This is a genomic window from Rhizobium oryzihabitans (assembly GCF_010669145.1).
GTDB lineage: Bacteria > Pseudomonadota > Alphaproteobacteria > Rhizobiales > Rhizobiaceae > Agrobacterium > Agrobacterium oryzihabitans.
Window position 1 is genome coordinate 130,596 of record NZ_CP048632.1, and the last position, 25,296, is coordinate 155,891.

General features: G+C 60.2%; 26 protein-coding genes and 1 pseudogene. 10 read left to right on the forward strand and 17 right to left on the reverse strand.

Going from position 1 to position 25,296, the window contains the following annotated elements; genetic code table 11:
• The first annotated feature begins 31 nt into the window (after nucleotides 1–31).
• The 3 genes from G3A56_RS00750 (at nucleotide 32) to G3A56_RS00760 (ending at nucleotide 3,239) form a co-directional block, all read left to right on the forward strand.
• Entirely contained in the window at nucleotides 32–670 is a 639-nt protein-coding gene (locus G3A56_RS00750; RefSeq protein ID WP_082182533.1) for a LysE family translocator, read from the forward strand.
• A gap of 37 nt (nucleotides 671–707) precedes the next feature.
• Nucleotides 708–1,595 (forward strand): EamA family transporter, encoded by an 888-nt coding sequence (locus tag G3A56_RS00755; RefSeq protein WP_082182532.1) that lies wholly within the window; start codon nucleotides 708–710, stop codon nucleotides 1,593–1,595.
• A 126-nt stretch (nucleotides 1,596–1,721) separates the two neighbouring features.
• Nucleotides 1,722–3,239: a helicase HerA domain-containing protein gene (locus G3A56_RS00760; protein ID WP_164056566.1), complete on the forward strand. Its 1,518-nt coding sequence runs from the start codon at nucleotides 1,722–1,724 to the stop codon at nucleotides 3,237–3,239.
• 190 nt (nucleotides 3,240–3,429) lie between these two features.
• Here the strand turns inward: G3A56_RS00760 and G3A56_RS00765 are convergent, their stop codons facing one another.
• Nucleotides 3,430–4,413 (reverse strand): TerC family protein, encoded by a 984-nt coding sequence (locus tag G3A56_RS00765; RefSeq protein WP_082182530.1) that lies wholly within the window; start codon nucleotides 4,411–4,413, stop codon nucleotides 3,430–3,432.
• Nucleotides 4,414–4,864: 451 nt separating this feature from the next.
• On the opposite strand from G3A56_RS00765, the gene rpsD reads away from it, so the two are divergent.
• The 5 genes from rpsD to G3A56_RS00790 all read left to right on the forward strand — a co-directional run bounded on the left by rpsD (nucleotide 4,865) and on the right by G3A56_RS00790 (nucleotide 9,169).
• Complete coding sequence (rpsD, locus tag G3A56_RS00770) at nucleotides 4,865–5,482, forward strand: 30S ribosomal protein S4 (RefSeq protein WP_003507896.1); 618 nt, start codon at nucleotides 4,865–4,867, stop codon at nucleotides 5,480–5,482.
• A gap of 70 nt (nucleotides 5,483–5,552) precedes the next feature.
• Nucleotides 5,553–6,482 (forward strand): glutaminase, encoded by a 930-nt coding sequence (locus tag G3A56_RS00775; RefSeq protein WP_003495341.1) that lies wholly within the window; start codon nucleotides 5,553–5,555, stop codon nucleotides 6,480–6,482.
• Nucleotides 6,483–6,544: 62 nt separating this feature from the next.
• A complete protein-coding gene (gene ttcA / locus G3A56_RS00780) occupies nucleotides 6,545–7,471 on the forward strand; it encodes a tRNA 2-thiocytidine(32) synthetase TtcA (protein ID WP_164056025.1) in 927 nt (308 codons plus the stop codon).
• 16 nt (nucleotides 7,472–7,487) lie between these two features.
• Nucleotides 7,488–8,315: an inositol monophosphatase family protein gene (locus G3A56_RS00785; protein ID WP_082182529.1), complete on the forward strand. Its 828-nt coding sequence runs from the start codon at nucleotides 7,488–7,490 to the stop codon at nucleotides 8,313–8,315.
• Nucleotides 8,316–8,344: 29 nt separating this feature from the next.
• Nucleotides 8,345–9,169, forward strand: coding sequence for an inositol monophosphatase family protein (locus tag G3A56_RS00790; protein ID WP_003495348.1), 825 nt, complete (start codon nucleotides 8,345–8,347; stop codon nucleotides 9,167–9,169).
• 233 nt (nucleotides 9,170–9,402) lie between these two features.
• Here G3A56_RS00790 and G3A56_RS00795 read toward each other — a convergent pair whose 3' ends face one another.
• The 3 genes from G3A56_RS00795 to G3A56_RS00805 form a co-directional block, all read right to left on the reverse strand.
• The gene (locus G3A56_RS00795) at nucleotides 9,403–10,611 is read right to left on the reverse strand and encodes a multidrug effflux MFS transporter (protein ID WP_082182528.1); all 1,209 of its coding nucleotides are present in this window, start codon (nucleotides 10,609–10,611) and stop codon (nucleotides 9,403–9,405) included.
• A gap of 137 nt (nucleotides 10,612–10,748) precedes the next feature.
• Entirely contained in the window at nucleotides 10,749–11,084 is a 336-nt protein-coding gene (gene grxD, locus G3A56_RS00800; protein WP_003520429.1) for a Grx4 family monothiol glutaredoxin, read from the reverse strand.
• Between the two features lie 146 nt (nucleotides 11,085–11,230).
• A complete protein-coding gene (locus G3A56_RS00805; protein WP_082182527.1) occupies nucleotides 11,231–11,482 on the reverse strand; it encodes a hypothetical protein in 252 nt (83 codons plus the stop codon).
• A gap of 112 nt (nucleotides 11,483–11,594) precedes the next feature.
• Here G3A56_RS00805 and G3A56_RS00810 point away from each other — a divergent pair, with 112 nt between their 5' ends.
• Complete coding sequence (locus tag G3A56_RS00810; RefSeq protein WP_082182526.1) at nucleotides 11,595–12,743, forward strand: hypothetical protein; 1,149 nt, start codon at nucleotides 11,595–11,597, stop codon at nucleotides 12,741–12,743.
• 136 nt (nucleotides 12,744–12,879) lie between these two features.
• Here G3A56_RS00810 and G3A56_RS00815 read toward each other — a convergent pair whose 3' ends face one another.
• The 4 genes and pseudogenes from G3A56_RS00815 to G3A56_RS00830 all read right to left on the reverse strand — a co-directional run bounded on the left by G3A56_RS00815 (nucleotide 12,880) and on the right by G3A56_RS00830 (nucleotide 17,594).
• Nucleotides 12,880–13,113 (reverse strand): BolA/IbaG family iron-sulfur metabolism protein, encoded by a 234-nt coding sequence (locus G3A56_RS00815; protein ID WP_003507909.1) that lies wholly within the window; start codon nucleotides 13,111–13,113, stop codon nucleotides 12,880–12,882.
• A gap of 16 nt (nucleotides 13,114–13,129) precedes the next feature.
• Nucleotides 13,130–15,363 (reverse strand): annotated as a pseudogene (purL, locus tag G3A56_RS00820) (phosphoribosylformylglycinamidine synthase subunit PurL).
• Between the two features lie 114 nt (nucleotides 15,364–15,477).
• A complete protein-coding gene (locus tag G3A56_RS00825; protein ID WP_082182524.1) occupies nucleotides 15,478–16,068 on the reverse strand; it encodes an acyloxyacyl hydrolase in 591 nt (196 codons plus the stop codon).
• A gap of 107 nt (nucleotides 16,069–16,175) precedes the next feature.
• Entirely contained in the window at nucleotides 16,176–17,594 is a 1,419-nt protein-coding gene (locus G3A56_RS00830; protein ID WP_082182523.1) for an aminotransferase-like domain-containing protein, read from the reverse strand.
• A gap of 93 nt (nucleotides 17,595–17,687) precedes the next feature.
• Between G3A56_RS00830 and G3A56_RS00835 the strand changes: the two genes are divergently transcribed.
• Nucleotides 17,688–17,993 (forward strand): DUF1127 domain-containing protein, encoded by a 306-nt coding sequence (locus G3A56_RS00835; RefSeq protein ID WP_035224218.1) that lies wholly within the window; start codon nucleotides 17,688–17,690, stop codon nucleotides 17,991–17,993.
• A gap of 294 nt (nucleotides 17,994–18,287) precedes the next feature.
• On the opposite strand, the gene G3A56_RS00840 is transcribed toward G3A56_RS00835, so the two are convergent.
• The 9 genes from G3A56_RS00840 to G3A56_RS00880 all read right to left on the reverse strand — a co-directional run bounded on the left by G3A56_RS00840 (nucleotide 18,288) and on the right by G3A56_RS00880 (nucleotide 25,290).
• Nucleotides 18,288–18,692: a hypothetical protein gene (locus G3A56_RS00840; protein WP_003495368.1), complete on the reverse strand. Its 405-nt coding sequence runs from the start codon at nucleotides 18,690–18,692 to the stop codon at nucleotides 18,288–18,290.
• Between the two features lie 78 nt (nucleotides 18,693–18,770).
• A complete protein-coding gene (purQ, locus tag G3A56_RS00845) occupies nucleotides 18,771–19,442 on the reverse strand; it encodes a phosphoribosylformylglycinamidine synthase subunit PurQ (protein WP_082182522.1) in 672 nt (223 codons plus the stop codon).
• A gap of 21 nt (nucleotides 19,443–19,463) precedes the next feature.
• A complete protein-coding gene (purS, locus tag G3A56_RS00850; RefSeq protein WP_003495372.1) occupies nucleotides 19,464–19,706 on the reverse strand; it encodes a phosphoribosylformylglycinamidine synthase subunit PurS in 243 nt (80 codons plus the stop codon).
• A gap of 55 nt (nucleotides 19,707–19,761) precedes the next feature.
• Nucleotides 19,762–20,526 (reverse strand): phosphoribosylaminoimidazolesuccinocarboxamide synthase, encoded by a 765-nt coding sequence (gene purC, locus G3A56_RS00855; protein ID WP_003495374.1) that lies wholly within the window; start codon nucleotides 20,524–20,526, stop codon nucleotides 19,762–19,764.
• A gap of 203 nt (nucleotides 20,527–20,729) precedes the next feature.
• A complete protein-coding gene (locus tag G3A56_RS00860) occupies nucleotides 20,730–21,293 on the reverse strand; it encodes an alpha/beta hydrolase (RefSeq protein WP_003495376.1) in 564 nt (187 codons plus the stop codon).
• A 68-nt stretch (nucleotides 21,294–21,361) separates the two neighbouring features.
• Nucleotides 21,362–22,669: an adenylosuccinate lyase gene (purB, locus tag G3A56_RS00865; RefSeq protein WP_035242377.1), complete on the reverse strand. Its 1,308-nt coding sequence runs from the start codon at nucleotides 22,667–22,669 to the stop codon at nucleotides 21,362–21,364.
• A 124-nt stretch (nucleotides 22,670–22,793) separates the two neighbouring features.
• Entirely contained in the window at nucleotides 22,794–23,318 is a 525-nt protein-coding gene (locus G3A56_RS00870) for a hypothetical protein (protein WP_082182521.1), read from the reverse strand.
• Nucleotides 23,319–23,379: 61 nt separating this feature from the next.
• Nucleotides 23,380–24,057: a ribulose-phosphate 3-epimerase gene (gene rpe, locus G3A56_RS00875; protein ID WP_082182520.1), complete on the reverse strand. Its 678-nt coding sequence runs from the start codon at nucleotides 24,055–24,057 to the stop codon at nucleotides 23,380–23,382.
• A gap of 105 nt (nucleotides 24,058–24,162) precedes the next feature.
• The gene (locus tag G3A56_RS00880) at nucleotides 24,163–25,290 is read right to left on the reverse strand and encodes a branched-chain amino acid ABC transporter substrate-binding protein (protein ID WP_246231035.1); all 1,128 of its coding nucleotides are present in this window, start codon (nucleotides 25,288–25,290) and stop codon (nucleotides 24,163–24,165) included.
• Nucleotides 25,291–25,296 lie beyond the last annotated feature (6 nt).

Here is a 25,296-nt window from a genome sequence, read left to right on the forward strand (position 1 = left end):
GCTCCCAAAATCACGCAAGGGAGATTTCATCATGCCGCTTGAGAACTGGCTGGCCTTCGTGGCCGCATCCGCCATCATGCTCGCCATTCCGGGACCGACGATCCTGCTGGTTATTTCCTATGCGCTGGGCCACGGCCGCAAGGCGAGCACTGCGACGGTAACGGGTGTGGCGCTTGGTGACTTCACCGCGATGACGGCCTCGATGCTCGGCCTCGGCGCGCTGCTTGCCACCTCGGCGGCACTTTTCACCGGCCTCAAATGGATCGGCGCCGCCTACCTCATTTATCTCGGCATCAAGCTGTGGCGCTCTCCGGTCGGTGGCGAAGGTGCGGAAGGCACGGGCGTGACGGGTCGTGAGAGACCGCTCAAAATCTTCCTGCATGCCTATATCGTGACGGCGCTCAACCCCAAGAGCATCGTGTTCTTCGTGGCCTTCCTGCCGCAGTTTCTGGTGCCGACGCTGCCATTCTGGCCGCAGGTGTTGATTTTCGAAGCGACATTCCTGGTGCTTGCCACCGTGAACGCGGCGCTTTATGGACTTCTGGCAAGCGCCGCCCGCAATACGATCCGCAAACCGAAGGTTCAGCGCATCGTCAATCGCACGGGTGGCGGTCTCCTGATCGGCGCCGGTCTTGTTGCCTTCGGCTGGAAGAGGGCGGTTTCGGCGTAAAACGCCCGTCGATCGCCTGAAATTCGGACATAACAAAATGGCATTGCCGCATATTCTTCTCGCCCTGATCACCGTGTTTTTGTGGGGCTTCAACTTCGTCGTCATCAAGGTGGGCGTCGCCGACATGCCGCCTTTGTTTCTGACGGGCGTGCGTTATCTCTTTGCGGCCGTGCCCCTGATATTCTTCCTGCCGAAACCCAACGTGCCGTGGCGGCATATGATCGTTTACGGCATGGCGATGGGCTTTGTGCAGTTCGGCCTGCTTTACCCGGCCATCAAGCTCGGCCTGCCTGCGGGGCTTGCTTCGCTCGTCATGCAGTCGCAGGCCTTCTTCACGCTGGCGCTGGCCGTGGTGTTTCTCGGCGAGCGGCCGTTGCCGTCACAGATCATCGGTGCGATCGTTGCTTTTGGCGGGCTGGCGGTCATCGGTCTGGAGCGCATGACGGCCGCAGCGCTGATACCGCTCCTGATGGGCGTCGGCTCGGCCATTGCCTGGGCCTGCGGCAACATCGTCAATCGCCGCATCGGCCAGGTGAACGCGGTCTCCTTCGTCGCATGGACGAGCCTTGTGCCCGTTCTGCCGTTGATCCTGCTTTCGCTTGTGGTGGAAGGACCTGATGCGATTGCGGAAGGGTTGCTCAACGCAACGCCGACGATGGCTTTCGTGGTGATCTACATGGCCTATGGTGCGACCATCGTCGGCGCGGGCATCTGGAGTTACCTGCTTCTGCGTTATCCGGCCGGAACGGTGGCGCCGTTTTCGCTGCTGGTGCCGATTGTCGGTTTCATCAGCGCCTATCTCGCTTTTGCGGAGCATATTACCGTCTTCGAAGTGGTCGGTGCTGCATTGGTCATCGTCGGGCTGATGCTGAATGTGTTCGGCAGGCGGCTTTCATTTTTGCGGGTCTCATCCGGAGCCGCATAGATGGGGCGTAATTGCCTGTGCATTACCGGCACGGGGCAGACGCAACCGGCGATTTTTTGGTAAAGAGCATGTTCGGCCGCCGTCAAGGGAATCGGCCGGATGACATGCAGCACGAGGAACGGAACATTGCAGGTCGGCATCGACATGGGAACCCTATCGGGCGGGCAGCAGGCCAAGCTCGATATCGAGGAATTGCTTGCGACGCGTTTGCTGGTGCAGGGCAATTCCGGTTCCGGCAAGTCGCATCTTCTGCGCCGGCTGCTGGAGCAATCGGCGCAATGGGTGCAGCAGGTCATCATCGATCCCGAGGGCGATTTCGTCACGCTTTCCGATAAGTTCGGCCACGTGGTGGTGGATGGCGAGCGCACCGAGGCGGAACTTGCCGGCATTGCCAACCGCATTCGCCAGCACCGCGTTTCCTGCGTGCTGACGCTGGAAGGCCTTGATATCGAGCAGCAGATGCGGGCCGCCGCCGCCTTCCTCAACGGCATGTTCGATGCGGATCGTGAATTCTGGTATCCGGTGCTTGTCGTGGTGGATGAGGCGCAGATGTTTGCGCCCTCCGTCGGCGGCGAGGTGACGGAAGATGCCCGCAAGGCGTCTCTCGGCGCCATGACCAATCTGATGTGCCGTGGCCGTAAACGCGGGCTTGCCGGCGTCATCGCCACGCAGCGCCTTGCCAAGCTTGCCAAGAACGTGGCGGCGGAAGCCTCCAACTTCCTGATGGGCCGCACCTTTCTCGATATCGACATGGCGCGCGCGGCCGATCTGCTCGGCATGGACCGGCGACAGGCGGAAATGTTCCGCGATCTGCAGCGCGGCAATTTCGTGGCGCTCGGCCCGGCGTTGTCGCGCCGCCCGTTGCCGATTGTCATCGGTGCCGTGGAAACCTCGGCGCGCTCGTCCTCGCCGAAGCTGATGCCGCTGCCGGATGCGCCCCAGGATGTGGAAGACCTGATCTTCACGCCGGACCCGGAAGAGTTCACGCGACCCGCCACGCGCCGCACACCGCCGGCGCCGCGCCCGACAACCGATATTCTGGCCGAACTCTCCCGTTCCACCCCTGCGGTCGGCGGTCCCTCACCGGAGCAGTCTCCGCGTGCTGGCCAGCCGGAGCTGACGCCGGAGGAGCGCGAGGAGAAGATCGCCGCTGTGCTGGTCGAAATTCTCGACGATCCGCAATCGGCCTATCGCACCGACGCCGTGCTGTACCAGGATTTTCTGGTGCGCGCCCGCATGCGCCGTATTCCCGGCACGCCCATGACGCTTGCGGATTTCCGCCGGCAGGTGGCGATTGCACGCTCAGGCGTGGATGCGACGATGGCGGCAAGCGAAGGCTGGCAGAAGGCGCTGGAGCTGTCGATGTCGGTTTCCGACGATCTGCAGGGGGTTTTCCTGCTTCTGGTCAAGGCGGCGCTGGGTGAAGAACCCTGCCCGTCGGATGCCCGTATTGCCCGCGCTTATGGCACCCATTCCGCCCGCCGCGCGCGCCGTCTTCTCGGTTATTTCGAGGAGAAGGAGCTTGTGGTGGTACATGCCGATTTCTCCGGCAAGCGCATTGTGGCTTTCCCTGATCTCGATGCAAAAACCGCACCCGGCGATGCGGATGCGGCGGAGGATGACGCGAGGCTGGCGGCGGAGTGAAGTTACGGCAGGTTTGTCTGCGTCGATATACTTACCCGTCATGCCGGACTTGATCCGGCATCCAGCCACGGCGCGTCTGCGCCGTGAGACGAGTCTCTTGCGATCAAGGACTTGATCGCGCTGGACCCCGGATCAAGTCCGGGGTGACGGCGTGTGAGGAGGCGTTACCGCCTCCTCATCTTGCTCATCCTTATTCGATGGCCTTTGCTTCCTTGCGCGTCGCAATCAGCGAACCGATGATGCCGGTTGCGAGGATGGCGACGGTGACGCCGAGCGAGACTGCCGGCGGGATCTTGGCGATGCCGAGCATGTCGGCCACGAAGATTTTCGAACCGACGAAGACCAGAACCGCAGCCAGCGCATATTTCAGATAAGCGAAGCGGTGGATCAGGGCGGCAAGCGCGAAATAGAGGGCGCGCAGGCCAAGGATCGCGAAGATGTTCGAGGTGTAGACGATAAAGGGATCGGTGGTGATCGCGAAGATCGCCGGGATCGAATCGACCGCGAAGATAAGGTCGGCGATTTCGACCATGATGAGCGCCAGGAAGAGCGGCGTCACGAAGGTCTTGAGTTTGCCGGTGGTCGTATCCGTCTCCTTGACGAAGAATTTCTCGCCATGCAGCTTCTCCGTCACCGGCAGGCGGCTGCGCAGGAACTTCAGGATGCGGTTATTGCCGATATCGGCCTCGTCATGGTCGGACGAGAACAGCATCTTGAGGCCGGTGAAGACGAGGAAGGCCGCGAAGAGATAAAGCACCCAGTGGAAGTTTTCGACAATGGCGGCGCCACCGGCAATCATGATGCCGCGCAGGATGATGACGCCGAGAATGCCCCAGAGCAGCACGCGGTGCTGATATTGGCGGGGAATGGCGAAATAGGAGAAGATCATGGCGATGATGAAGATATTGTCCATCGCCAGGCTTTTTTCGACCACGAAGCCGGTGACATATTCCATCGCCGACTGCTGGCCGGACTGATACCAGATCCAGCCGCCGAAGGCCAAACCGATGGCGATGTAAAAGCCTGACATCAGCAGGCTTTCACGGATGCCGATTTCCTTGGAATTCTTGTGCAATACGCCAAGATCGAGCGCCAGGAGGCCAAGGACGAGAGAAATGAAGACCGCCCACATCCATGTGGGGGTACCGAGAAAATCGTTGAGGAGGAACTCCATCAGTCAACCTTTAGCCGGACGAGGTTGGCTTTGCGGATGGGGAACGTGTGTCAAGAATATACGTGGGCCCCAACCTAAAGAAACTCGACATCACGTGTTGTCCGGTAACACGCCAGAGGGGCCCGAGTTCTGATCACGAGGGAGAGATAGGAGAGCCTTCAGGCTTTTCAAGGGCCGGTTCGAGAAAAAAGCGGCAGGCTTTGTTTGACAAATTTGTAAAACCTGTTTAGAAGCCGCCCCAACGCCGGGCAGTGATGTCCGGTGTGTTTTGTTGACTGCCCTGCAGTTTAATAACTGACGTTCGGCGGTCAATATCACCGACATGTCCCGTGGTTTCTCCATTTGCATGTGAGAAGCCTGTCAGAGGCCCTGAAACGGGCTTCAGAGGAGGGCGTGTTTCCTTAAACCGGTTTGGTAACAGACCGGCATAACCTTTTGAGAAGGAAATACGATGAGCAAGCGCGAATCGGCTAAGTATAAAATTGACCGCCGCATGGGCGAAAACATCTGGGGCCGTCCGAAGTCTCCGGTAAACCGCCGCGAATACGGCCCGGGCCAGCACGGCCAGCGCCGCAAGGGCAAGATGAGCGACTTCGGCACGCAGCTGCGCGCCAAGCAGAAGCTCAAGGGCTACTACGGCGAACTGCGCGAAAAGCAGTTCCGCGCCACCTACGACGAAGCAAACCGTCGCAAGGGCGATACCTCCGAGAACCTGATCGGCCTGCTCGAGTCGCGTCTGGACGCCATCGTCTACCGCGCCAAGTTCGTTCCGACCGTTTTCGCATCGCGTCAGTTCATCAACCACGGCCACGTCACGGTTAACGGCGTTCGCGTCAACATCGGTTCTTACCGTTGCAAGCCGGGCGACGTTGTTGAAGTTCGCCAGAAGTCCAAGCAGCTGGTGACGGTTCTCGAAGCTGTTCAGCTCGCAGAACGCGACGTTCCTGATTACATCGAAGTCGATCACAACAAGATGGTTGCGACCTATGCTCGCATCCCGGCTCTGTCTGACGTTCCGTACCCGGTCGTCATGGAACCGCATCTGGTCGTCGAATTCTACTCGCGTTAATCGACGCGTTTCAGTATTGAGAAAGCCGCCCCCTCGGGGCGGCTTTTTTGTTTGCTGGGGAAGGCTTTGCATGCAGGACATTCAGGCGATCGTCGATTCCATTTACGACAGCATGGTGCCGCGGCTGGGCGAGGGCAAAGTTGCGGACTATATTCCCGAGCTCGCCAAGGTCGATCCGAACCAGTTCGGCATCGCCATCACCACTGTCGATGGAACCACCTATACGGCCGGCAATGCGCTCACGCCGTTTTCGATCCAGAGCATTTCCAAGGTCTTCATGCTGACGCTGGCGCTCGGCAAGGCGGGAGAGACCGTGTGGAACCGGGTGGGGCGCGAGCCATCCGGGTCTTCCTTCAACTCCATCGTCCAGCTGGAGCATGAGCACGGCATTCCGCGTAATCCCTTCGTGAATGCCGGCGCCATCGTGGTGACGGATATCGTTCTTTCCGGCCACCAGCCGCGAGAGGCGATCGGCGAACTCTTGCGTTTCGTGCGTTATCTCGCTGACGATGACACGATCAGCATTGACGACACGGTGGCGAAATCCGAGCAGGCGACGGGTTTCCGCAACTTCGCGCTTGCCAATTTCATGCGGTCCTTCGGCAATCTGCATCACCCCGTCGAATATACGCTGGGCGTTTATTTTCACCAATGTGCGCTGTCCATGACCTGCGCGCAGCTCTCGCGCGCCGGGCTGTTCCTTGCCAATCGCGGCCGCAATCCGCTGAGCGGCCATACGGTCGTGTCAGACCGGCGGGCGCGGCGCATCAATGCGCTGATGCTGACCTGCGGCCATTATGACGGATCGGGCGATTTCGCCTATCATGTCGGCCTGCCCGGCAAGAGTGGTGTGGGTGGCGGCATCATGGCGGTTGCGCCGGGCAAGGCGTCCATTGCCGTCTGGTCGCCGGGTCTCAACAAGGTGGGCAATTCGGCGCTTGGGTCACATGCGCTGGAAATGCTGGCGACGAAAACCGGCTGGTCGGTATTCGGGGCTTGATATTGCAGGCAGATGCGGGCATTTGCCTGCATTGAGAACGGCAGTCGTGCCGGAGCGAGCTAATGATGAACATTCTCACCAGGATCGATGACATCGCCGATAAGGTCGAGGCAGATCAGGACGCGCCCGAGGAAAACGGCAGCTCGCATCCTCTGTTCGACAATGCACCACGTTCGGTCTCGTTCAACAAGCTGCGCAAGCGTCTGCTGCGCAATGTGCGTCAGGCCTTTACCGATTTCGGCATGCTGAACGGCCAAAAACGCTGGCTGGTGGGCCTTTCCGGCGGCAAGGACAGCTATGGGCTGTTGGCGCTGCTGCTCGATCTGAAGTGGCGCGGCCTTTTGCCTGTCGAACTCATCGCCTGCAATCTGGATCAGGGCCAGCCGAATTTTCCCAAGCACGTGTTGCCGGAGTATCTGGCGAAGATCGGCGTGCCCCATCGCATCGAATATCGCGACACCTATTCCGTGGTGAAGGAAAAGGTGCCGTCCGGTGGCACTTACTGTTCGCTCTGTTCGCGGCTCCGGCGCGGCAATCTCTACCGTATTGCGCGGGAAGAGGGCTGCGACGCGCTGCTGCTTGGCCATCATCGCGAGGATATTCTTGAGACCTTCTTCATGAATTTCTTCCATGGCGGCCGGCTGGCCGGCATGCCGGCGAAGCTTTTGAATGATGAGGGTGACCTGATGGTCATGCGCCCGCTTGCCTATTGCGCCGAGGAAGATATGGCGAAATTCGCGGCGGCGATGGAGTTCCCGATCATTCCCTGCGACCTCTGTGGCTCGCAGGACGGGCTTCAGCGCAATGCCATGAAGGAGATGCTGGCCGACATTGAAAGGCGCATGCCGGGCCGCAAGGACGTGATGCTGAGGGCGCTTGCCCACGTCAATCCGTCGCATCTGCTCGATCCGAAGCTTTTTGATTTTTCGGCGCTCGCTGTCACCGGGGCGTCACCTGAAGAGCGTACGGAGGCCCGCCCTCCCTTATGAAGAAGTGCACCGCGCGATGACCCTTTCCGATAAAGATATCGACTTTCTGATTTCCACCGTTGCCGCTGCCGGCCGCCAGGAAATAATGCCCCGCTTCCGCAATCTCGACGCTGGCGCGATCTCCGAAAAGACCTCCGCCGTCGATCTCGTCACCGAGGCGGATATTCTTACGGAAAAGGCGATAACCGCCGCTCTTCTGCAACGGTTTCCGAAGGCCCATATCGTTGGCGAAGAGGCCTATGATGCGGATCAATCCGTCATTCCAGCTCTTGCCGATGCGCCTTTCGCCTTCGTGATCGATCCAATCGACGGCACTTTCAACTATGCTTCGGGCTTTCCCGCTTTCGGCACGCTGCTCGCCGTCACCGTCAAGGGTGAGACGGTCGCGGGCATCATCCACGATCCCGTCATGGGCGATACCATCATCGCGCTGAAAGGTGAGGGCGCGTTTCTTAACCGCAGGGACGGCTCGCAGGCAAAGCTCAAGGTCGCCGATCCTGTGCCATTGTCCGAAATGGTCGGCATCTTTTCCTGGGGTCACAGCCATGAAGATCGCCGCCCGGTGATCGCCGCCAATATGGCCAAGATCAAGATGGCGCTTTCAATCAATTGTTCGGCTCATGAATATTGGCTTGCCTCCGCTGGCAAGCTGCACTTCATCGGCCATGAAAAGCTGATGCCCTGGGATCATCTTGCCGGTGTTCTCATTCATCAGGAAGCGGGCGGCTATACGGCCCGTTTCGACAATACGCCCTACCGGCCGGGACAGACGACGGGTGGCATCCTGTCGGCGCCCGACAAGGAAAGCTGGAAGATGCTGCGCCGGGAAATCGTGGCTTTATAGTTTTACGCTTAGAAGGAAGGATATCGCCCATGGCTATCGAACTCGACATCGCCTCTCTCGCCAATGCGCTTCAGGAGGCGGCGGCAGTGGAAATCCTGCCGAGGTTCCGTAATCTGGGTGAGGGCGACGTCAGGATAAAGAGCGAGGCGATCGACCTCGTGACCGAGGCCGACGAGGCTGCAGAACGGTTGATCCGCGCACGCGTGCAGGAAATCATGCCGGACGCTCTGTTCATCGGTGAAGAGGCCGTTGCGGCGGATGCCTCGCTGCTTGGCAAGCTTGCCGATGCGGATCTTGCCGTGGTGGTCGATCCGATCGACGGCACCTACAACTTCGCCTCAGGCCTGCCGCTGTTTGGCGTGATGATGAGCGTCATCTCCAAGGGCGAGACCGTTGCCGGCCTGATTTTCGATCCGATGGGCAATGACTGGGCTATTGCCGAAAAGGGCTCCGGCGCCTGGCTTTGCAGCGCCGATGGTACGCAGACAGAGATGTCCGTGGTGCCCGCGCCTGAACTTTCGCAGATGGTGGGCATCGCCAATACCGGCTATTTCGACGTGGAGACACGCCGCAAGATCCTCATGAACCTCGCGGATGTGCGCCTCTTCACCAGCTATCGCTGCGCCGCGCACGAATACCGCCTGTTCTGCGGCGGCCACATGCATTTCCTGATGTATAACAAGCTGATGCCCTGGGACCATCTGGCCGGCACGCTGCTCTCGCAGGAAGCGGGCGCCTATGCCGCGCGCCTCGACGGCTCGCCCTATCTGCCGCGCCACACGGATGGCGGCCTGCTGCTGGCGCCAAACCAGGAGACCTGGGAATTGCTGCGCGAGAAGATTTTTACGGTTTGAGGCGGTGTTGTGTAAGGGGCAGGGCGGAAAGGTTTTTGCCCGTCATGCCGGACTTGATCCGGCATCCAGTAGCCGCGCGTCTGCGTGGCGGAAGACTCTTCTCAGCCCAAAGACTTGGGCTGGCTGGACCCCGGATCAAGTCCGGGGTGACGGAATGCGTATGACGTGAACCGTCAATCAATAAAAAGGGCGCGGAACCGAGTTCCGCGCCCTTTTTATTTGTCTACCTGCCCCTAGCGGGTCGGCTTGTTGTGGGCCTGAAACAGCACGCCCTTTTCGCCGATCAGCACGAAGACGAGGCCGATGATGGAGACGACGAAGAAGCCCGCCACCATGGGCAGCGCCGTGCCGTCGAAGGCCTGGCCGATTGCTGCGCCGATCAGCGAGCCGCCGACCGTTCCCATGAATCCGATGACGGAGGAGGCGGTGCCGGCGACGTGGCCGAGCGGCTCCATGGCGAGCGAGTTGAAGTTCGAGCCGATCCAGCCGAACTGGAACATGGCGAGCGCGAAGAACACAATGAAGATCGCAAAGGGCATCGGTTCCGGACCCATCACCTGCACCAGCAGCCAGATGAAGGTGATGGCGATGAAGCCCAGCAGCGATCCGTGCGACAGCTTGCGCATACCGAACCTGCCGACCAGCCTTGCATTGATGAAGGACGAGAAGGCCATGAACAAAGCAACGCCCGCAAAGGCCGCCGCAAACCATGCACCGAGCCCGTAGATGCCCTTATAGACCTGCTCAGCCGAATTGATGAAGCCGAACAGCGCACCGAAGATAAAGGTGCTGGAGAGCGTGTAACAGAGCGCGATGCGGTTGGTGAGCACGATCTTGAAGCCGCCAAGCACCGAACGGGCGGTGAAGGGGCGGACATCGTCCGGATGCAGGGTTTCCGGCAGGCGGAAATACATCCAGGCCGTCACCACGGCGGCAATTCCCGCCATGAAGGCGAAGATCAGGTGCCAGTTACCGAAAAACAGCACGATCTGGCCGGTGCCGGGCGCGATGACCGGAACGACCATGAACACCATCATGATCAACGACATGACTTCCGCCATCTGGCGGCCGCCATAGATGTCACGCACGATCGAGATGGTGATGACGCGTGTCGCCGCCGAGCCGATGCCCTGAATGAAACGCAGGATCAGCAGGCCGGAGAATGACGGTACGAAGACTACGGCGAGGGCTGAAACGATATAGATCGCAAGTCCGACGAGCATCGGCTTCCGGCGTCCGAAACGGTCCGAGATCGGACCGTACAGAAGCTGTGCGACGCCGAAGCCGAGAAGATAGGTGGAAATGACATATTGGCGGTGGTTTTCATTCACGACGCCAAGCGATGCGCCGATTTCCTGAAGACCGGGCAGCATGATGTCGATGGCGAGCGCGTTCAGCGCCATCAGCATCGCGGCCAGCGCAATGAATTCCGTGCGCCCCATCGAGCCTGCGCGCGAAGCGGTGGATTGTGAAAGTTCTGTCACAGGATTGCCCCAAAAAGAACGGCAAAGGCGTTGCATGAAGCAACGCCTGGCATAAATTTCTGACAATCAGGGTGGGCCGGATGAACCGGCCGAAATCAGGCCGCGCCGCGGACGCTGATACCCTGTTCTTGGAAGTGGTTTTGAAGTTCGCCGGACTGGAACATCTCTCTTACGATGTCACAGCCGCCGACGAATTCGCCCTTGACGTAGAGCTGCGGGATGGTCGGCCAGTTGGAGTAGTCCTTGATGCCCTGGCGGATATCTGCATCGGCAAGCACGTTGATGCCCTTGTAGTCGACGCCGAGATAATCGAGGATCTGTACCACCTGGCCGGAAAAACCGCACTGCGGAAATTGCGGGGTGCCCTTCATGAAAAGAACGATATCGTTGCTCTTCACTTCGCTGTCGATCATGTCGTGAATGCCGCTCATAGGCCTATTCCTTTCACATGCGGTTCAAGGCCGCTGCTTTCTCTTTGTCCCTAAATAACATGTCGCGGCGCGATTTCCACCCGTCGGACGGAAAAAATGCGTGGGTGTTGCAATGCGTCACAGCTCGGAAAAGCCCGTTGTTTGGCTCATCGAAGCCGCTGTCTGCTGCGCGCGGCGGCGGTGCGTCTTTTGCTCACCTGTTTCTTGGCCGGCGTGGATTTGACCGCGGCGTTGATTGCTGCTTCTAGCACGGAGCCGACGATTCCGCCTGCAAGGGACGTGTTGCTTTTTGTCCGGCGGCGGGTGCGGCGGGTCTTGCGAAGACCGGTCTTGGTGAGGATTTCAGACAGTGCGCCCTTGACGACGCCGTTGAGCACTTGATCGACGATGCCAGACAAAATTCCCTCGCCAATAAATAAAAATCATATTTCTGTCGCGATTTTTACTATACGTGCATCGCCCACTGTATCAAGCGATCCTTTTGGGTGTCTCCAGCCCGAAGGTTTATGCATGCCGACCGTCAAGTCACGACTTGTTCTTTATTTCCCCGGCTTCGATCCGCTGGATGCGGCGGCCCATCATCTGCGCTATCAGCGGGCGGCGGCGCTTGCCGGCAAGACATGGGGGGTGGACTATACGGTGGGAGCGCTTGAGACTACGCCGGCGGGCGAAACATTCACGGTGGAGGCCTCGGCCGGTGACTGGCGGACGCGTTCCACCATCTTCGTCTATGATCATAATGCGGTGATATCGCGCCTGCGGGATATGCCCGTCTGGCGGCAGGTCGGGCTGGGCTTTGCGGCTGCGGGCGGTATCGTCGCAGAAGGCGGGGCAGGGCGCTATCTTCGTCATGCCTGGCGTTTCGGTCTTTTCTTCATTTTTCCGTTCCTGCTGATGCTGGTGGGCGGCGCGCTTGCGGCGGGCATTGCCCTGTCGCCGCTGCTGTTTGGTTTCCCCCTCTGGCTCTTCGTGATCAGTCTTCCCGCTGCGGCCCTGTTCTTCGTGAAGGCGTTTCTGCCCTTCGCTGAGCGGTTTCATACGTTGCATCTTTACGCCGACTGGCGCTTCGCGCTGGCCGTCGGCCGCGATGAGCCGATTTCCCGTGATTGGATCGAAGAGAAGGCGGCCCTTGTCCTCAAGGCGTTGGAGCAGCCTTCTGAGGAGGTTCTGGTCGTGTCGCACAGCATGGGGGCGAGCCTCGCGCTCGCCGTGATCGGCCGTGTGCTGGAACTCGAACCCGATGCGCTGGATGGCCGGAAATTGTCCTTTGCCACGCTCGGTGGTGCTGCCCTGCAATGCGCGCTGCTGTCGAGTGCGGACAGGCTGCGACAGAGCGTCGGCACGATCGCGCATCACCCGGAGGTGACATGGTTCGATATCCAGTGCCTCACCGATCCCATTCATCTCTACAGGTGTAACACGGTGGCGCTGACCGGCCATAAGGATGCGCCGCTGCCGAAGATCGTGCCGATCCGCTTCAAGCATTCGCTTTCGCCGGAGCGGTATAAAAAGAACAAGCGAAACTTCCTGCGCATGCACCGGCAATATGTTCTGGGGCCTGATCGCAAATCCGGTTACGATTTTACGCTGCTAACGGCTGGACCTTTACCGGCCGCATCTTTTGCCGATCTGGAATCGCAGAGCCCGCCTGTTTTATAAGCGGCTACCGCTCATTCTCCCGGATATGAAAAGGCCCGCGTGAGAGTATCACGCGGGCCTTTGATTTTAGTCCGGAGCCTTTATGCGTTGGCAGGACAGTGAAACTGTCTTGCCCGAACGGCTTTGACGGCCACGGTCATTCGGGAGCCGAGGTCTGCAAGGCAAGGGCGTGCAGAACACCGCCCATATTGCCCTTCAGCGCGTCATAGACCATCTGGTGCTGCTGCACGCGGGTCTTGCCCTTGAACGCTTCCGCGACGACTTCCGCCGCGTAATGGTCGCCATCACCGGCCAGATCGCGGATCGTGACCTTTGCCCCGGGAATTCCCGCCTTAATCATGTCTTCAATGTCGCCGGGTTTCATGGGCATGGTGTTTCTCCTTAATTCATTCTGCGGCGATCAAAGTTTCGCCGTCCATGAATTGAGGGAACCACGATTCATAGGCCAAGTGCAATTCTTTAATCTCGACAGCCCGCGCCGTGCCCAGCTTTACGCTTGCACCGCCGGTGACGCCGATTGCCGGGCAGGAAACGCCTGCCGCCTTGGCCGCCGCCTGCACCTTGTCGAGATCGGCCTTCTTCACCGTCAGAACGTAACGACCCTGGTCTTCGCCATAGAAGGTGAGGACCGGATTGTGGCCTTCGACCGCATCGATCGTCGCGCCAATGCCCGAGGAAATCGCCATTTCGGCAACAGCAAGTGCGAGACCGCCCGAAGAGCAATCGTGAACGGCTGTCGTAAGACCGTCGGTGATGAGCGTGCGGACGAAATCGCCGTTCGTCTTTTCGGCTGCCAGATCCACATGCGGTGCCGGGCCATCGATGCGGCCATGGATGTCGCGCATGTAAACGGACTGGGCGATGTGGGTGCCGAGACCGGCAGGCGCGCCGACCAACAGCACCACCTCGTCAGCCGCAGCAAAGCGGATGCGCGCCATGCGGTTCCAATCCTTCAGGAGCCCAACGCCGCCGATGGTGGGGTAGGCAGGATCGCCTGACCGTTGGTCTCGTTATAGAGCGAGACGTTGCCGGAAACGATCGGGAATTCCAGCACGCGGCAGGCTTCGCCGATGCCCTTGATGGCATGCACGAGCTGGCTCATGATCTCCGGCTTTTCCGGATTGCCGAAATTGAGGTTGTCGGTGGCCGCCAGCGGCAGAGCACCGGTTGCGGTGATGTTGCGCCAGCATTCGGCCACGGCCTGCTTGCCGCCTTCGAAAGGATCAGCCTCGACATAACGCGGTGTGACGTCGGAGGAGAAGGCGAGCGCCTTCTTGTCATGGCCTTCGACGCGAACCACGCCCGCATCCCCACCCGGCAGCTGCAGGGAGTTGCCCTGGATCAGCGTATCGTACTGTTCGTATACCCAGCGGCGCGAGGAGTTGTTGGCCGAACCGACCAGCGATACCAGCGCGTCGGCAATGTCTGCGTCTGGAACGTCGTTCTCCGAAAGCGGCGCCTGAACCTTGGCGGGCGTCCACGGACGGTCATATTCCGGGGCCTGATCGCCGAGATCCTTGATCGGCAGGTTGGCGACTTCCTCGCCATTGTGCAGCACGCGGAAGCGCAGGTCGTCGGTGGTCTTGCCGACGATGGCGAAGTCCAGACCCCACTTGACGAAGATCGCCTTGGCGACTTCTTCCTTGGAGGGCTCGAGAACCATGAGCATGCGCTCCTGGCTTTCCGAGAGCATCATTTCGTAAGCCGTCATGCGCTCTTCGCGCACCGGTACGGCGTTGAGATCGAGCTCGATGCCGAGATCGCCCTTGGCGCCCATTTCAACGGCCGAGCAGGTGAGGCCGGCTGCACCCATGTCCTGAATGGCGATGACCGCGCCGGTCTTCATCAGTTCGAGGCAGGCTTCCAGCAGGCACTTTTCGGTGAAGGGGTCGCCAACCTGAACGGTCGGGCGCTTTTCTTCGATGGATTCGTCGAATTCGGCGGATGCCATGGTCGCGCCGCCGACGCCGTCGCGGCCGGTTTTTGCGCCGAGATAGACCACCGGCAGGCCGACGCCCTTGGCTTCCGAGAGGAAGATCGCATTGGACTTGGCAAGGCCGGCGGCAAAGGCGTTAACGAGGATGTTGCCGTTGTAGCGCGGGTCGAACTCCACTTCGCCGCCGACGGTCGGCACGCCGAAGGAGTTGCCGTAACCGCCAACACCGGCGACGACGCCGGCCACGAGGTGGCGGGTCTTCGGATGATCGGGTGCGCCGAAGCGCAGGGCGTTCATGGCCGCAATCGGGCGGGCACCCATGGTGAAGACGTCACGCAGGATGCCGCCGACGCCGGTCGCCGCACCCTGATAGGGTTCGATGTAGGATGGGTGGTTGTGGCTCTCCATCTTGAAGACGACGCAGTCGCCATCGTCGATATCGACAACGCCGGCATTTTCACCGGGGCCCTGAATGACGCGTGGGCCCTTGGTCGGCAGGGTCTTCAGCCACTTCTTGGAGGACTTGTATGAGCAGTGCTCGTTCCACATGGCCGAGAAGATGCCCAGCTCGGTAAAGCTCGGCTCCCGTCCGATCAGGTCGAGGATACGCTGGTATTCGTCGAGCTTCAGCCCGTGGGATGCAACGAGTTCCGGGGTGATCTTGATGGAATTTGAGATAGACATAGGTCTCACGCGGTTCGAGCCGAGGAAAGTTTCCGGTTCTTTACCGCAAGAGGCTTGATCGTGCGACAGGAAAATGCGCCGTTTTGCCGGCAAAACGCTGCTTTGTTGGCATATTCAGAACTTGTAGCCGACCATTAGTCCCACACGCGTCAGCCCGTCATTGGGGCCGTCGCACAGATTGGCGTGGGAGGCATGTTCGATCTGAGTCGAAATATTCCAGTTGCTGTTGAAGCGATATCCGATGGCGGCATATTCATGAAAAAGCACGCGGCAGCCGAATTCCGCGCCGGTTTCGCCCGGGCCGTTTCTCAGCCTGCCATCATGCCACAGGCCGCCAAAGCCGAGGTCGACGAAAATTTTCGGATTGAGGTCGAAGGTCCAGTTGACGCCGCCGTAAATGGTATTTGCTTCGCCCTCGGTGCCGATTTCCGCACCCAGATGCAGTCGTGGGCGGGCAAGCTTTTCGCCAAGGGTGACGGCCGAGGCGCTGGCGAAGGGATCGAAATAGGCGGTAAAGGCCGGGAATACGCCGTCTTCGCCACCGCCACCGCGATCGGCGAGCGAGGTCGTGACCCCGAAACGCAATTCATCGAACACCGTGCCGTCTGCGGCGGCGGCCGGCGTCATGTCACTCAACACACATGCTGCGAAAACCATCGCGAGAGCAACAAATGCCCTGGCGGATATGGAACCGAATGCTGCCATCGAATCATTCCCCGCTCCGAAGTAGGGAAAGGATGGCAGATTCGCCGGTTTGGTAAATAATGAGTTACTGAATTAGAGGTCGTGTTGCAGGAAAGACTCGTTCCCGCTCACGCCTCGCTTTCATAACCGGCCGAACCATTATCGAGCAGATGCCGCAAGGTGCCGAAGGCATGGGTTAGATCCTCGCGTTTGGGAGGCCCGGAGAAGCTGATGCGGACACGGTGGAAAACCTTCTCCGTGCGCCCGGCCTTGAACTCGTCCTCGTCGTCGATCAGCACGCCTTCCTTCATGGCGGCATTGCGGAATGTACCGGAAAGCCAGGGTTCGGGCAGTCGCAGCCACAGGAAGGCGATATCCGGCAGGGAGTTGAATTCCAGCCCGGTAAAAACGCGTCTGGCGATCGCCTCGCGCTGGTTGATCTCGGCAATGCAATCCTTGCGGATGTCATCGGCGTCGCCGCTGTTGACGAGCCGCGCATTCAGTTCTGCCAGCATGAAGGGCAGGCCGCCTGTTATCATCGAATGCGAAATGCGTATCCGCGATGAGAATTGTGCCGGGCAGGCGACCCAGCCGCCGCGGACGCCGGCGGAAACGGATTTGGACAGCCCGCCGATAACGAAGGTTATATCGGGCGCAAATTCGGCAATCAGGGGAATGGCCTCGCGGGTCATGGCGCCATAGAGATTGTCCTCGACGATCCATACGCCGTATCTGCGGGCGATATCGGCGATTGCCCGCCGCCGCTCCTCGGGCAGGGTGGCGCAGGTCGGGTTCTGGCCGGCCGACATCAGGAAGATCATCTTGGGGTGCTGCTGGGCGCAGACGCGCTCGAAATCATCAGGGACAATGCCCTTCTCATCCGCTTCCACCAGCGTTACCCGCCGTCCGGCGAGCGCGGCGCTGCGGCTGATATGGGAATAGGTGAGGGGCTCGAAAACGATCCGGTCGCCCGGCGCCGTCATCGCCGTCACAACGCTCATTACCGCCGCATGGGCGCCGAGCGTCGAAACAATGTTTTCCGGTTTCGGCGACCAGCCGTTCTGGGAAAGCCAGCGGACGCCCGCCATACACCAGCTGTCTGGAAGCGTGCGGGTGTAGTTGGCGACTTCGAAAGGATGGTCCCGGGTGACGGCCTCGATGTGCCGGGTGATCAGCACGCTCTGGCCGACATCGGGTGCAGCTGTGGTGTTCAGCCGAAACTCCGCGCTGGTTTCGATCGGGTGGCGTGTGCCGCCGAATCCAGACGCTGCCGGTTCGATACGTGACGACGGGGCAGGGGTCTTGCTCTCGTTGACATAAGTACCGCGCCCGACTTCGCCGCTGACGAGACCACGTTCGTGGATGAGCGCATAGGCGCGGCTGATTGTGCCGATTGTCACACCCAGATCATAAGCGAGATTGCGCTGCGGCGGCAATTTCGAACCTGCCTTCAGAATGCCATCCGAAATCGCACCTTCGATACTGTCTGCAAGGCGCAGGTAAATGGGCCCATTGCCCTCGGTAATGTCGGGAAGCCAATTTGTCATGGTGACAATTTATGCATTGTATCTATGCGCAAGTCAATTGTATTTATTGGATGCATTAACTGAGGCTGAACGCACGGAGACAATAGGTGCAATATGCGCAAGATGGATCAATACCTTTCGACAACGGATACAATTTATCCTGACGGTTACGAACGGGAACGCGTGTTCCGCGATGCCGGCGACATGGTCGCACCGGCGCCGTATCCGGCTGAGATCGCTCGCACGCTTATTGGTCGCCTGATTACGGGCTTGTTCAATTGGCACGATAAACGACAGGGACGGCTCGCTTTGCGGGAACTGTCGGACGATCTTCTGCAGGATATTGGCGTGACGCGCGACGAGGCCTTGAAAGAGGCCGCAAAGTCACAGCTTTTCTCGTGGCCAACGCGGCCGCTTTGATTTTCTGCCGGAGAGCGGCGCCATCTTTCCCCGGTGCCTGAATTGCCATTCGGCAGGCCCGCCACGCCAGTCCCAACCGGCGTTGGCGGGTCTTTTTGTGTTTGGACTGCTTGGAGCATTTTCGCCAAACCAATACACCTAAACATATGACGTGAGGAGTTTCCTGCCGCGATGCATCCCCACGCCCCTCATTCCTGTGACAAGCACAGGAATGAGGAAGCGAGCGCGTATTACAAAGGGCAAGCGTCTTAACCGACGCGCCGGCCTAGAATCTTTTTGTCGCGTACGATGAGATCAGCAGCCCTTGCCGCCATTCGCCCAGCGTTTGACATCGGTTGCGATGCGGCCGGAAACGGTCTCGTTCATCATGGGACCGAAAGCATCGAGCTTTGCCGGGTTACCCTCGGCCTGTACGACCAGCATGGGGCGCGATTCCGGGCTGTTGCGCGGCACGAGCAGAATGCGCGGCCTGCCGGAGAAGGAGTTCAACTCCGGCGCCAGACGGTAGGCCTTGAAAGCTGCATCCCCCGACTTGAACCAGCAGGCATTGGCACCGAGCGCGATCCGTTCCATCGTCGGCAGGGCGGCGCGGGAAACGGAGGCAGCCGGCTGCGGTTTCGGCTGGCAGGCGGCGAGTGCGACGGCAGCAAGGATCAGTCCGGTAGCTTTGTGGGCATTCAGTCGAAAAGCAAGAGACATCAGGTCATCCAGAAGAGAGGCCGAAGCGGCAGCCGCAAGCGGGCATTAAAAAGGCGGGCTTGAAGCCCGCCCGGTCTGTCAGGCTGCGATGACGCCGAGCGCCGAGGCAAAGAGGCCGCGGCCGTCATTGCCGCCATGGGCGGCTTCGATCAGGTTTTCAGGATGCGGCATCATGCCGAGAACGTTGCCCTGTGCGTTGATGACGCCGGCAATGTCGTTCAGCGAGCCGTTGGGGTTGGTGCCGTCAGCATAACGGAACACGACCTGACCGTTGTCTTCAACGGACTTGAGCTCATCCGTATCGAGGAAGTAGTTGCCGTCGTGATGGGCGACGGGGCAACGCAGGACCTGGCCCTTGTCATAGGCACGGGTGAATTCGGTGTCGTTGTTGACGACTTCGAGCTTCACTTCACGGCAGACGAATTTCAGGGAGGCGTTGCGCATCAGCGCGCCCGGCAGCATGCCCGCTTCGACCAGTATCTGGAAGCCGTTGCAGACGCCGAGAACCTTGACGCCCTTTTCGGCCTTTTCGCGGATGGCCTGCATGACCGGCATACGGGCGGCAATCGCGCCGCAACGCAGATAGTCACCGTAGGAGAAGCCGCCGGGAATGACGATCAGGTCCACATCCGGAAGTGCCGTTTCCGTCTGCCAGATGGTGACGGGCGCCGTGCCGGAGATTTTCGTGAGCGCCGCGATCATGTCGCGGTCGCGGTTCAGGCCGGGAAGTTGGACGACAGCGGATTTCATGGTCGGCGGCTCCTGCGGCTTTTAGAGAATGGCGATAGAGTAGTTTTCGATAACCGTATTGGCCAGAAGCTTTTCGCACATCGCCTTCAGGTCGGTCTCGGCCTTGGCCTTGTCGGCGCCTTCGAGCTCCAGGTCGAAGACCTTGCCCTGACGGACATGGCCGACGCCGCCGAAACCGAGGCTGCCGAGCGCGCCTTCGATTGCCTTGCCCTGCGGATCGAGAACGCCGTTCTTCAGCGTAACAGTCACCCGTGCCTTGATCACCTGATCTTCTCCTGATTTTACCTTGCTAGGCCAATATTACTTCACGCGGCCGATATTACTTTACCAAGACTGGGCCGGTGCCGCGGATCGGTTCGTTTTCATTGATGATGCCGAGACGGCGCGCAACTTCGGAATAGGCTTCGAGAAGCCCGCCCATGTCGCGGCGGAACAGATCCTTGTCCATCTTCTTCTGGGTCTCGATGTCCCAGAGACGGCAGCTGTCTGGCGAAATCTCGTCGGCGAGGATGATGCGCATCATGTCGCCTTCGAAAAGCCGGCCGCATTCGATCTTGAAATCGACGAGCTGGATGCCGACGCCGAGGAAGAGGCCGGACAGGAAGTCGTTGACGCGGATGGCCAGCGCCATGATGTCGTCAAGCTCGGCGGGGTTGGCCCAGCCGAAAGCCGTGATGTGCTCTTCGGAGACCATCGGGTCTTCGAGCTCGTCGGACTTGTAATAGAATTCGATGATGGAGCGCGGCAGCACCACGCCTTCCTCGATGCCGAGGCGCTTGGACAGAGAGCCGGCGGCGACATTGCGCACGACGATCTCGAGCGGGATCATCTCCACTTCCTTGATCAGCTGCTCGCGCATGTTGAGGCGGCGGATGAAGTGCGTGGGAATGCCGATCTTGTTCAGATGCGTGAAGACATATTCGCAGATACGGTTGTTCAGCACACCCTTGCCGTCGATGACTTCGTGTTTCTTCTTGTTGAAGGCGGTCGCATCGTCCTTGAAGAACTGGATAAGCGTGCCTGGCTCCGGACCTTCGTAAAGGATCTTGGCCTTGCCTTCGTAAATACGGCGGCGACGGTTCATAATGGCAGGTCTCTTGGTTGACGCCGATTCTGGTGGCGTTACGTTTCTGTCTTTGAGCGGTCCCATAAAGGAAAAGAGTGCATTCTACAATGCAGCGCGCATATCTTCCCTTCAATTCTTATGTCGGGCCGACAATGTCCCATGGCTGAAAATCGGCCGGCGCGAGCGGCAAGGGGCGGGACGGGTCTCGCCCTTCGTCCCTCTCAGGGCTCGTTTGCCTTCAGGCGGCTCAGGAACTGGGCGAACACCATGCCGCCTTCGGGCCATGGGCCATGGCCGGACTCGGCGTTGATATGGCCGGACATGCCGGCATCGATCAGCAGCGAACCCCAGGCGGCGGCAATATCGTCGGCATGTTCATAGGAGCCGAAGGGATCGTTGCGGCTGGCGATGGTGATGGCCGGAAATGGCAGCGGATCGCGCGGATAGGGGCCGAAGGTCATCAGATGTTTCGGCCGGATATCCGGATTGGCGACATCCGGCGGTGCGACGAGAAGCGCGCCTGCAACTTTCCTGCCGATTTCCGGAATGGCGTGGATGACGGTCGGAACACCCAGCGAATGGGCGACGAGAACGACGGGCTTGGTCGAGGCGTTGACCTCTTCCACGAGCCGCGCCACCCAATCGTGCCTCACCGGTTTTGTCCACTCGGCCTGCTCGACACGGCGCGCGGTGGAAAGCTTGCGCTCCCAGCGGGTCTGCCAGTGGTCTGGGCCGGAATTGGTGTAACCCGGTACGATGAGGATATCTGCTTCTGAAACTTTCATGCGCCCATATCTGTGTCGTGACGCCGCCGCGATCAAGGCCGCGACGGCATTAACTTCAGGGTGTTTGCTCAGGCGTTGCCGAAGACGCGCTTGAAGATCGTGTCGAGATGCTTGGTGTGGTAGCCGAGATCGAACTTCTCGCGGATGGCATCTTCGGGAAGGGCGGCACGCACTTCCTCGTCACCCAGCAGTTCCTCCAGGAAATCCGCACCCTGTTCCCAGACCTTCATGGCGTTGCGCTGCACCAGGCGGTAGGCGTCCTCGCGGGAAACGCCGGCCTGCGTCAGCGCCAGCAGCACGCGCTGCGAATGCACGAGGCCACGGAACTTGTTCATGTTCTTCAACATGTTGTCCGGGTAGATCACCAGCTTTTCGATGACGCCGGCCAAACGGTTCAGTGCGAAGTCGAGGGTAACGGTGGTGTCGGGGCCGATGGCGCGCTCCACGGAGGAGTGGCTGATATCGCGCTCATGCCAGAGCGCCACGTTTTCCATGGCGGGAACGACCGACATGCGCACCAGACGGGCAAGGCCCGTCAGGTTTTCGGTCAGCACCGGGTTGCGCTTGTGCGGCATGGCGGACGAGCCCTTCTGGCCGGGAGAGAAGAACTCTTCCGCTTCCAGAACCTCGGTGCGCTGCATGTGGCGGATTTCAATGGCGACGTTTTCGATCGACGAGGCGATGACGCCGAGGACGGCGAAGAACATGGCGTGACGGTCACGCGGGATGACCTGCGTGGAGACCGGCTCGGGAATGAGGCCGAGCTTGGCGCAGACATGCTCTTCGACGCGCGGGTCGATATTGGCGAAGGTGCCGACGGCGCCGGAGATCGCGCCAGTGGCGATTTCCGCACGGGCATTGACGAGGCGCTCGCGGTTGCGGTGCATCTCGGCATAAAAGCGGGCAAAGGTCAGGCCCATGGTGGTCGGCTCGGCATGGATGCCGTGGCTGCGGCCGATGCGCACCGTGTTCTTGTGTTCGAAGGCGCGGGTCTTCAGTGCAGCGAGTACACGGTCCATATCGGCGAGCAGCAGATCGGCGGCGCGGACGAGCTGGATGTTGAGCGTGGTGTCCAGCACGTCCGACGAGGTCATGCCCTGGTGAACGAAACGGCTGTCGGGGCCGACAAATTCGGCAAGGTGCGTCAGGAAAGCGATGACGTCGTGCTTGGTGACGGCCTCGATCTCGTCGATGCGGGCGACATCGAAGGTGGCGCTGCCGCCCTTTTCCCAGATCGTCTGTGCTGCCGATTTCGGAATGACGCCGAGTTCGGCAAGCGCGTCACAGGCATGCGCCTCGATCTCGAACCAGATGCGGAACTTCGTTTCCGGCGACCAGATGGCGACCATTTCCGGTCGGGAGTAACGAGGGATCATGGCAATGACTTTCTTAGTGGAGGAATTCTTGGTGGAGGAATTTGCTGCCCGTTTAGCAAAGTGTTCCGATAATCTCAATCAACTATAGAGCCAGCGCACCGGCTCGATGCGCCTATTGCAGATGTCAAAGCGTCCTTTGGACGTCCGGGCGGTCATGGATCCGTCGGCAGAGGATTGCGCCCGCCAGCGCCAGCGGAACAGCGGCAAATGGAAAATAGAGGCGAAGGCCGAGAATGCAGAACTGGTAGATCGCGCCGAGGGAGGTGAAGAGCTGCTGGAAAAACCAGATGCGGGAAAGTGCCGGTGCATGCCATTGCGCATAAAAGATGCGGTACTGGAAAGCGAAAAGCGCCGCCGCGACCGCTATGGTGAAGAATGCGATGGCAAGGCAGCTTGCCGCAAAGCGCAGCGGCAGGCCGGCGGATGCGGGGAGGAAGCGCAAGGCAACCATGGCCAGCGGCCAGCCGAGGAGGCCGCCGCAGAAGAACAGTATGGCGATATCAGCGGCATGGTCGGTTTCGAACCGGTTTCTTGAATAAAGACCAAGGCCGGCGCTGGCCGCTGAAGAGGCGGCCCAGACGAGCGGGGCGAGAAGTGGAAACAGCCATGCCGATAATGTGTTGCCGGATTCCTGCCTGTCGCTGTCCATCAAAGCCCCCACCCAAACGCCCTGTCGTCCCGCTTGCGGCGTCTCCGCGTTTGGCGGCGGGTCAGGACTGCCCGGCTTCAGCCGCCGTGCGCAGCAGCGAGACCGTTTTGCGATAGTCTTCGACGCCGTCGCCCTTGAAGACGGCCGAGCCGGCCACGAGTGCATTGGCGCCGGCGGCAACGATCGCGCCGGCGGTCTGCGCCGTCACACCGCCATCCACTTCAAGCTCGATCGGCCGGTCGCCGATCATCGCTTTTGCCGCGCGGATCTTGTCGAGCATGGCGGGAATGAATTTCTGGCCGCCGAAACCGGGGTTGACGCTCATGATCAGAATGAGATCGACATCATCAAGCACGTTTTCGATGACGGAAAGTGGTGTGGCGGGATTGAGCGTCACGCCGGCCTTCAGCCCGAGTGTGCGGATGGTCTGGAGCGAGCGATGCAGATGCGGCCCGGCCTCCGCATGGACGGTGATGCCGTCACAGCCCGCCTTGGCGAAGGCTTCGAGATAGGGATCGACGGGGGCAATCATCAGATGGCAGTCGAAAAAGGCATTGCTGTGCGGGCGGAGCGCCTTGATGACGTCAGGACCGAACGAGATGTTGGGCACGAAATGGCCGTCCATGACATCGAGGTGGATCCAGTCCGCGCCTGCTTCCGTGACATCGGCGACTTCCTGTCCCAGCTTGGCGAAATTGGCAGCCAGGATGGACGGTGCTATGCGGATGGGCAGGGACATGGGGCAAACTCCTCTCGACGCGTTAAGCTGCCTTTAGCATCATGTTTCGGGGTTTGAAACGGCCTCGGCCGCGACTTGTTGAATTTCCGGCACGACCGGCTTCGCTTACTGTCTTTCGGCCTTGTCCGCGGGTTCGAAGCGCTGGCCATTCCAGCGCTGCAGGCGATAGGGGTTTTCGGAAACCTCATGCGACGGATTGAAAACGATATCGCCGATGATCGTTTTGAACGGGGTGCCGCTTGCCAGTATTTCGGGTGCAGGTTTTCCCTGCGATTGCGCCGCCTCCGCGAGTGCTGCGGTCAATTCCGTCGCCGCATAGGCGGGCAGGGTGTAACCTTCCGGTTCAATGTTGGCGGCGCGCAATTCACCGGCGACGGCCTGTGCCGAGGGCAGCGTGTCATAGGCGGGGCGCGTGATCGCCAGCACGTTCTGAGCAAGTGCGACGGGATTGTTCGCCGCATTCATGGCATCGCCGCCCATGATGGTGAGGGGAATGTTTTCGGAAGCAGCATCCCTGGCGATGATGGCGACATCGTTGCGCTCGGCGCCGATGAAGACATGGGTAATGCCGGTTCGTGCCAGCCGGCGCACGAGTGCCACCTGCTGTTCCTGGCCCGGACGTATCGTATCGGCAAAGGTGGGTTTCAGCCCGTTTTGCTCCAGCGTCGAACGGATGCGGTCCACCAGGTCGCGGCTGAAGATCGTGCCGTCATCCACAAGCCCGATGGAATGTCCTTTCCAGTCGCGCAGGATGATTTCCGCGGCCCTGTCCGACTCGGCCTTGTCCGATGGGGCAAGGCGGAAAAGCGGCCAGCCGTATTTAAGGGCGTCTTCCATCAGGATCGGGGCACGGCTGGAAAGCGTGATCGCCGGAATGGCGGCCGCCTTGAGAGGCGGCAAAACGCCCTGCAGCGTCTCGGTGCACAAAAATCCGATTGCGGCGCTGACCTTGGCGGCCACCAGGCCGTCGGCAATCGCACCGCCGCTGCCGTCTTCGCAGCTTTCATGGATTTCGACGATATCCAGCCCGAGCTTGGCAGCTGCTGCCTTTGCTCCCTGCCGCACCTGCTGCCCCAGAAGCTCATAGGGACCGTTCTGCGGAGCAACGATGCCAATCGATGCCGCACTTGCTGAGCCCGCAAAGGCAAAACCGGCGATAATCGTTAGCAGGCGAAGTGAAAGCATGACGTGATCGAAATCCTGTTGTCCCGGCTTGATGTTTATCGGCAACAATCGGTT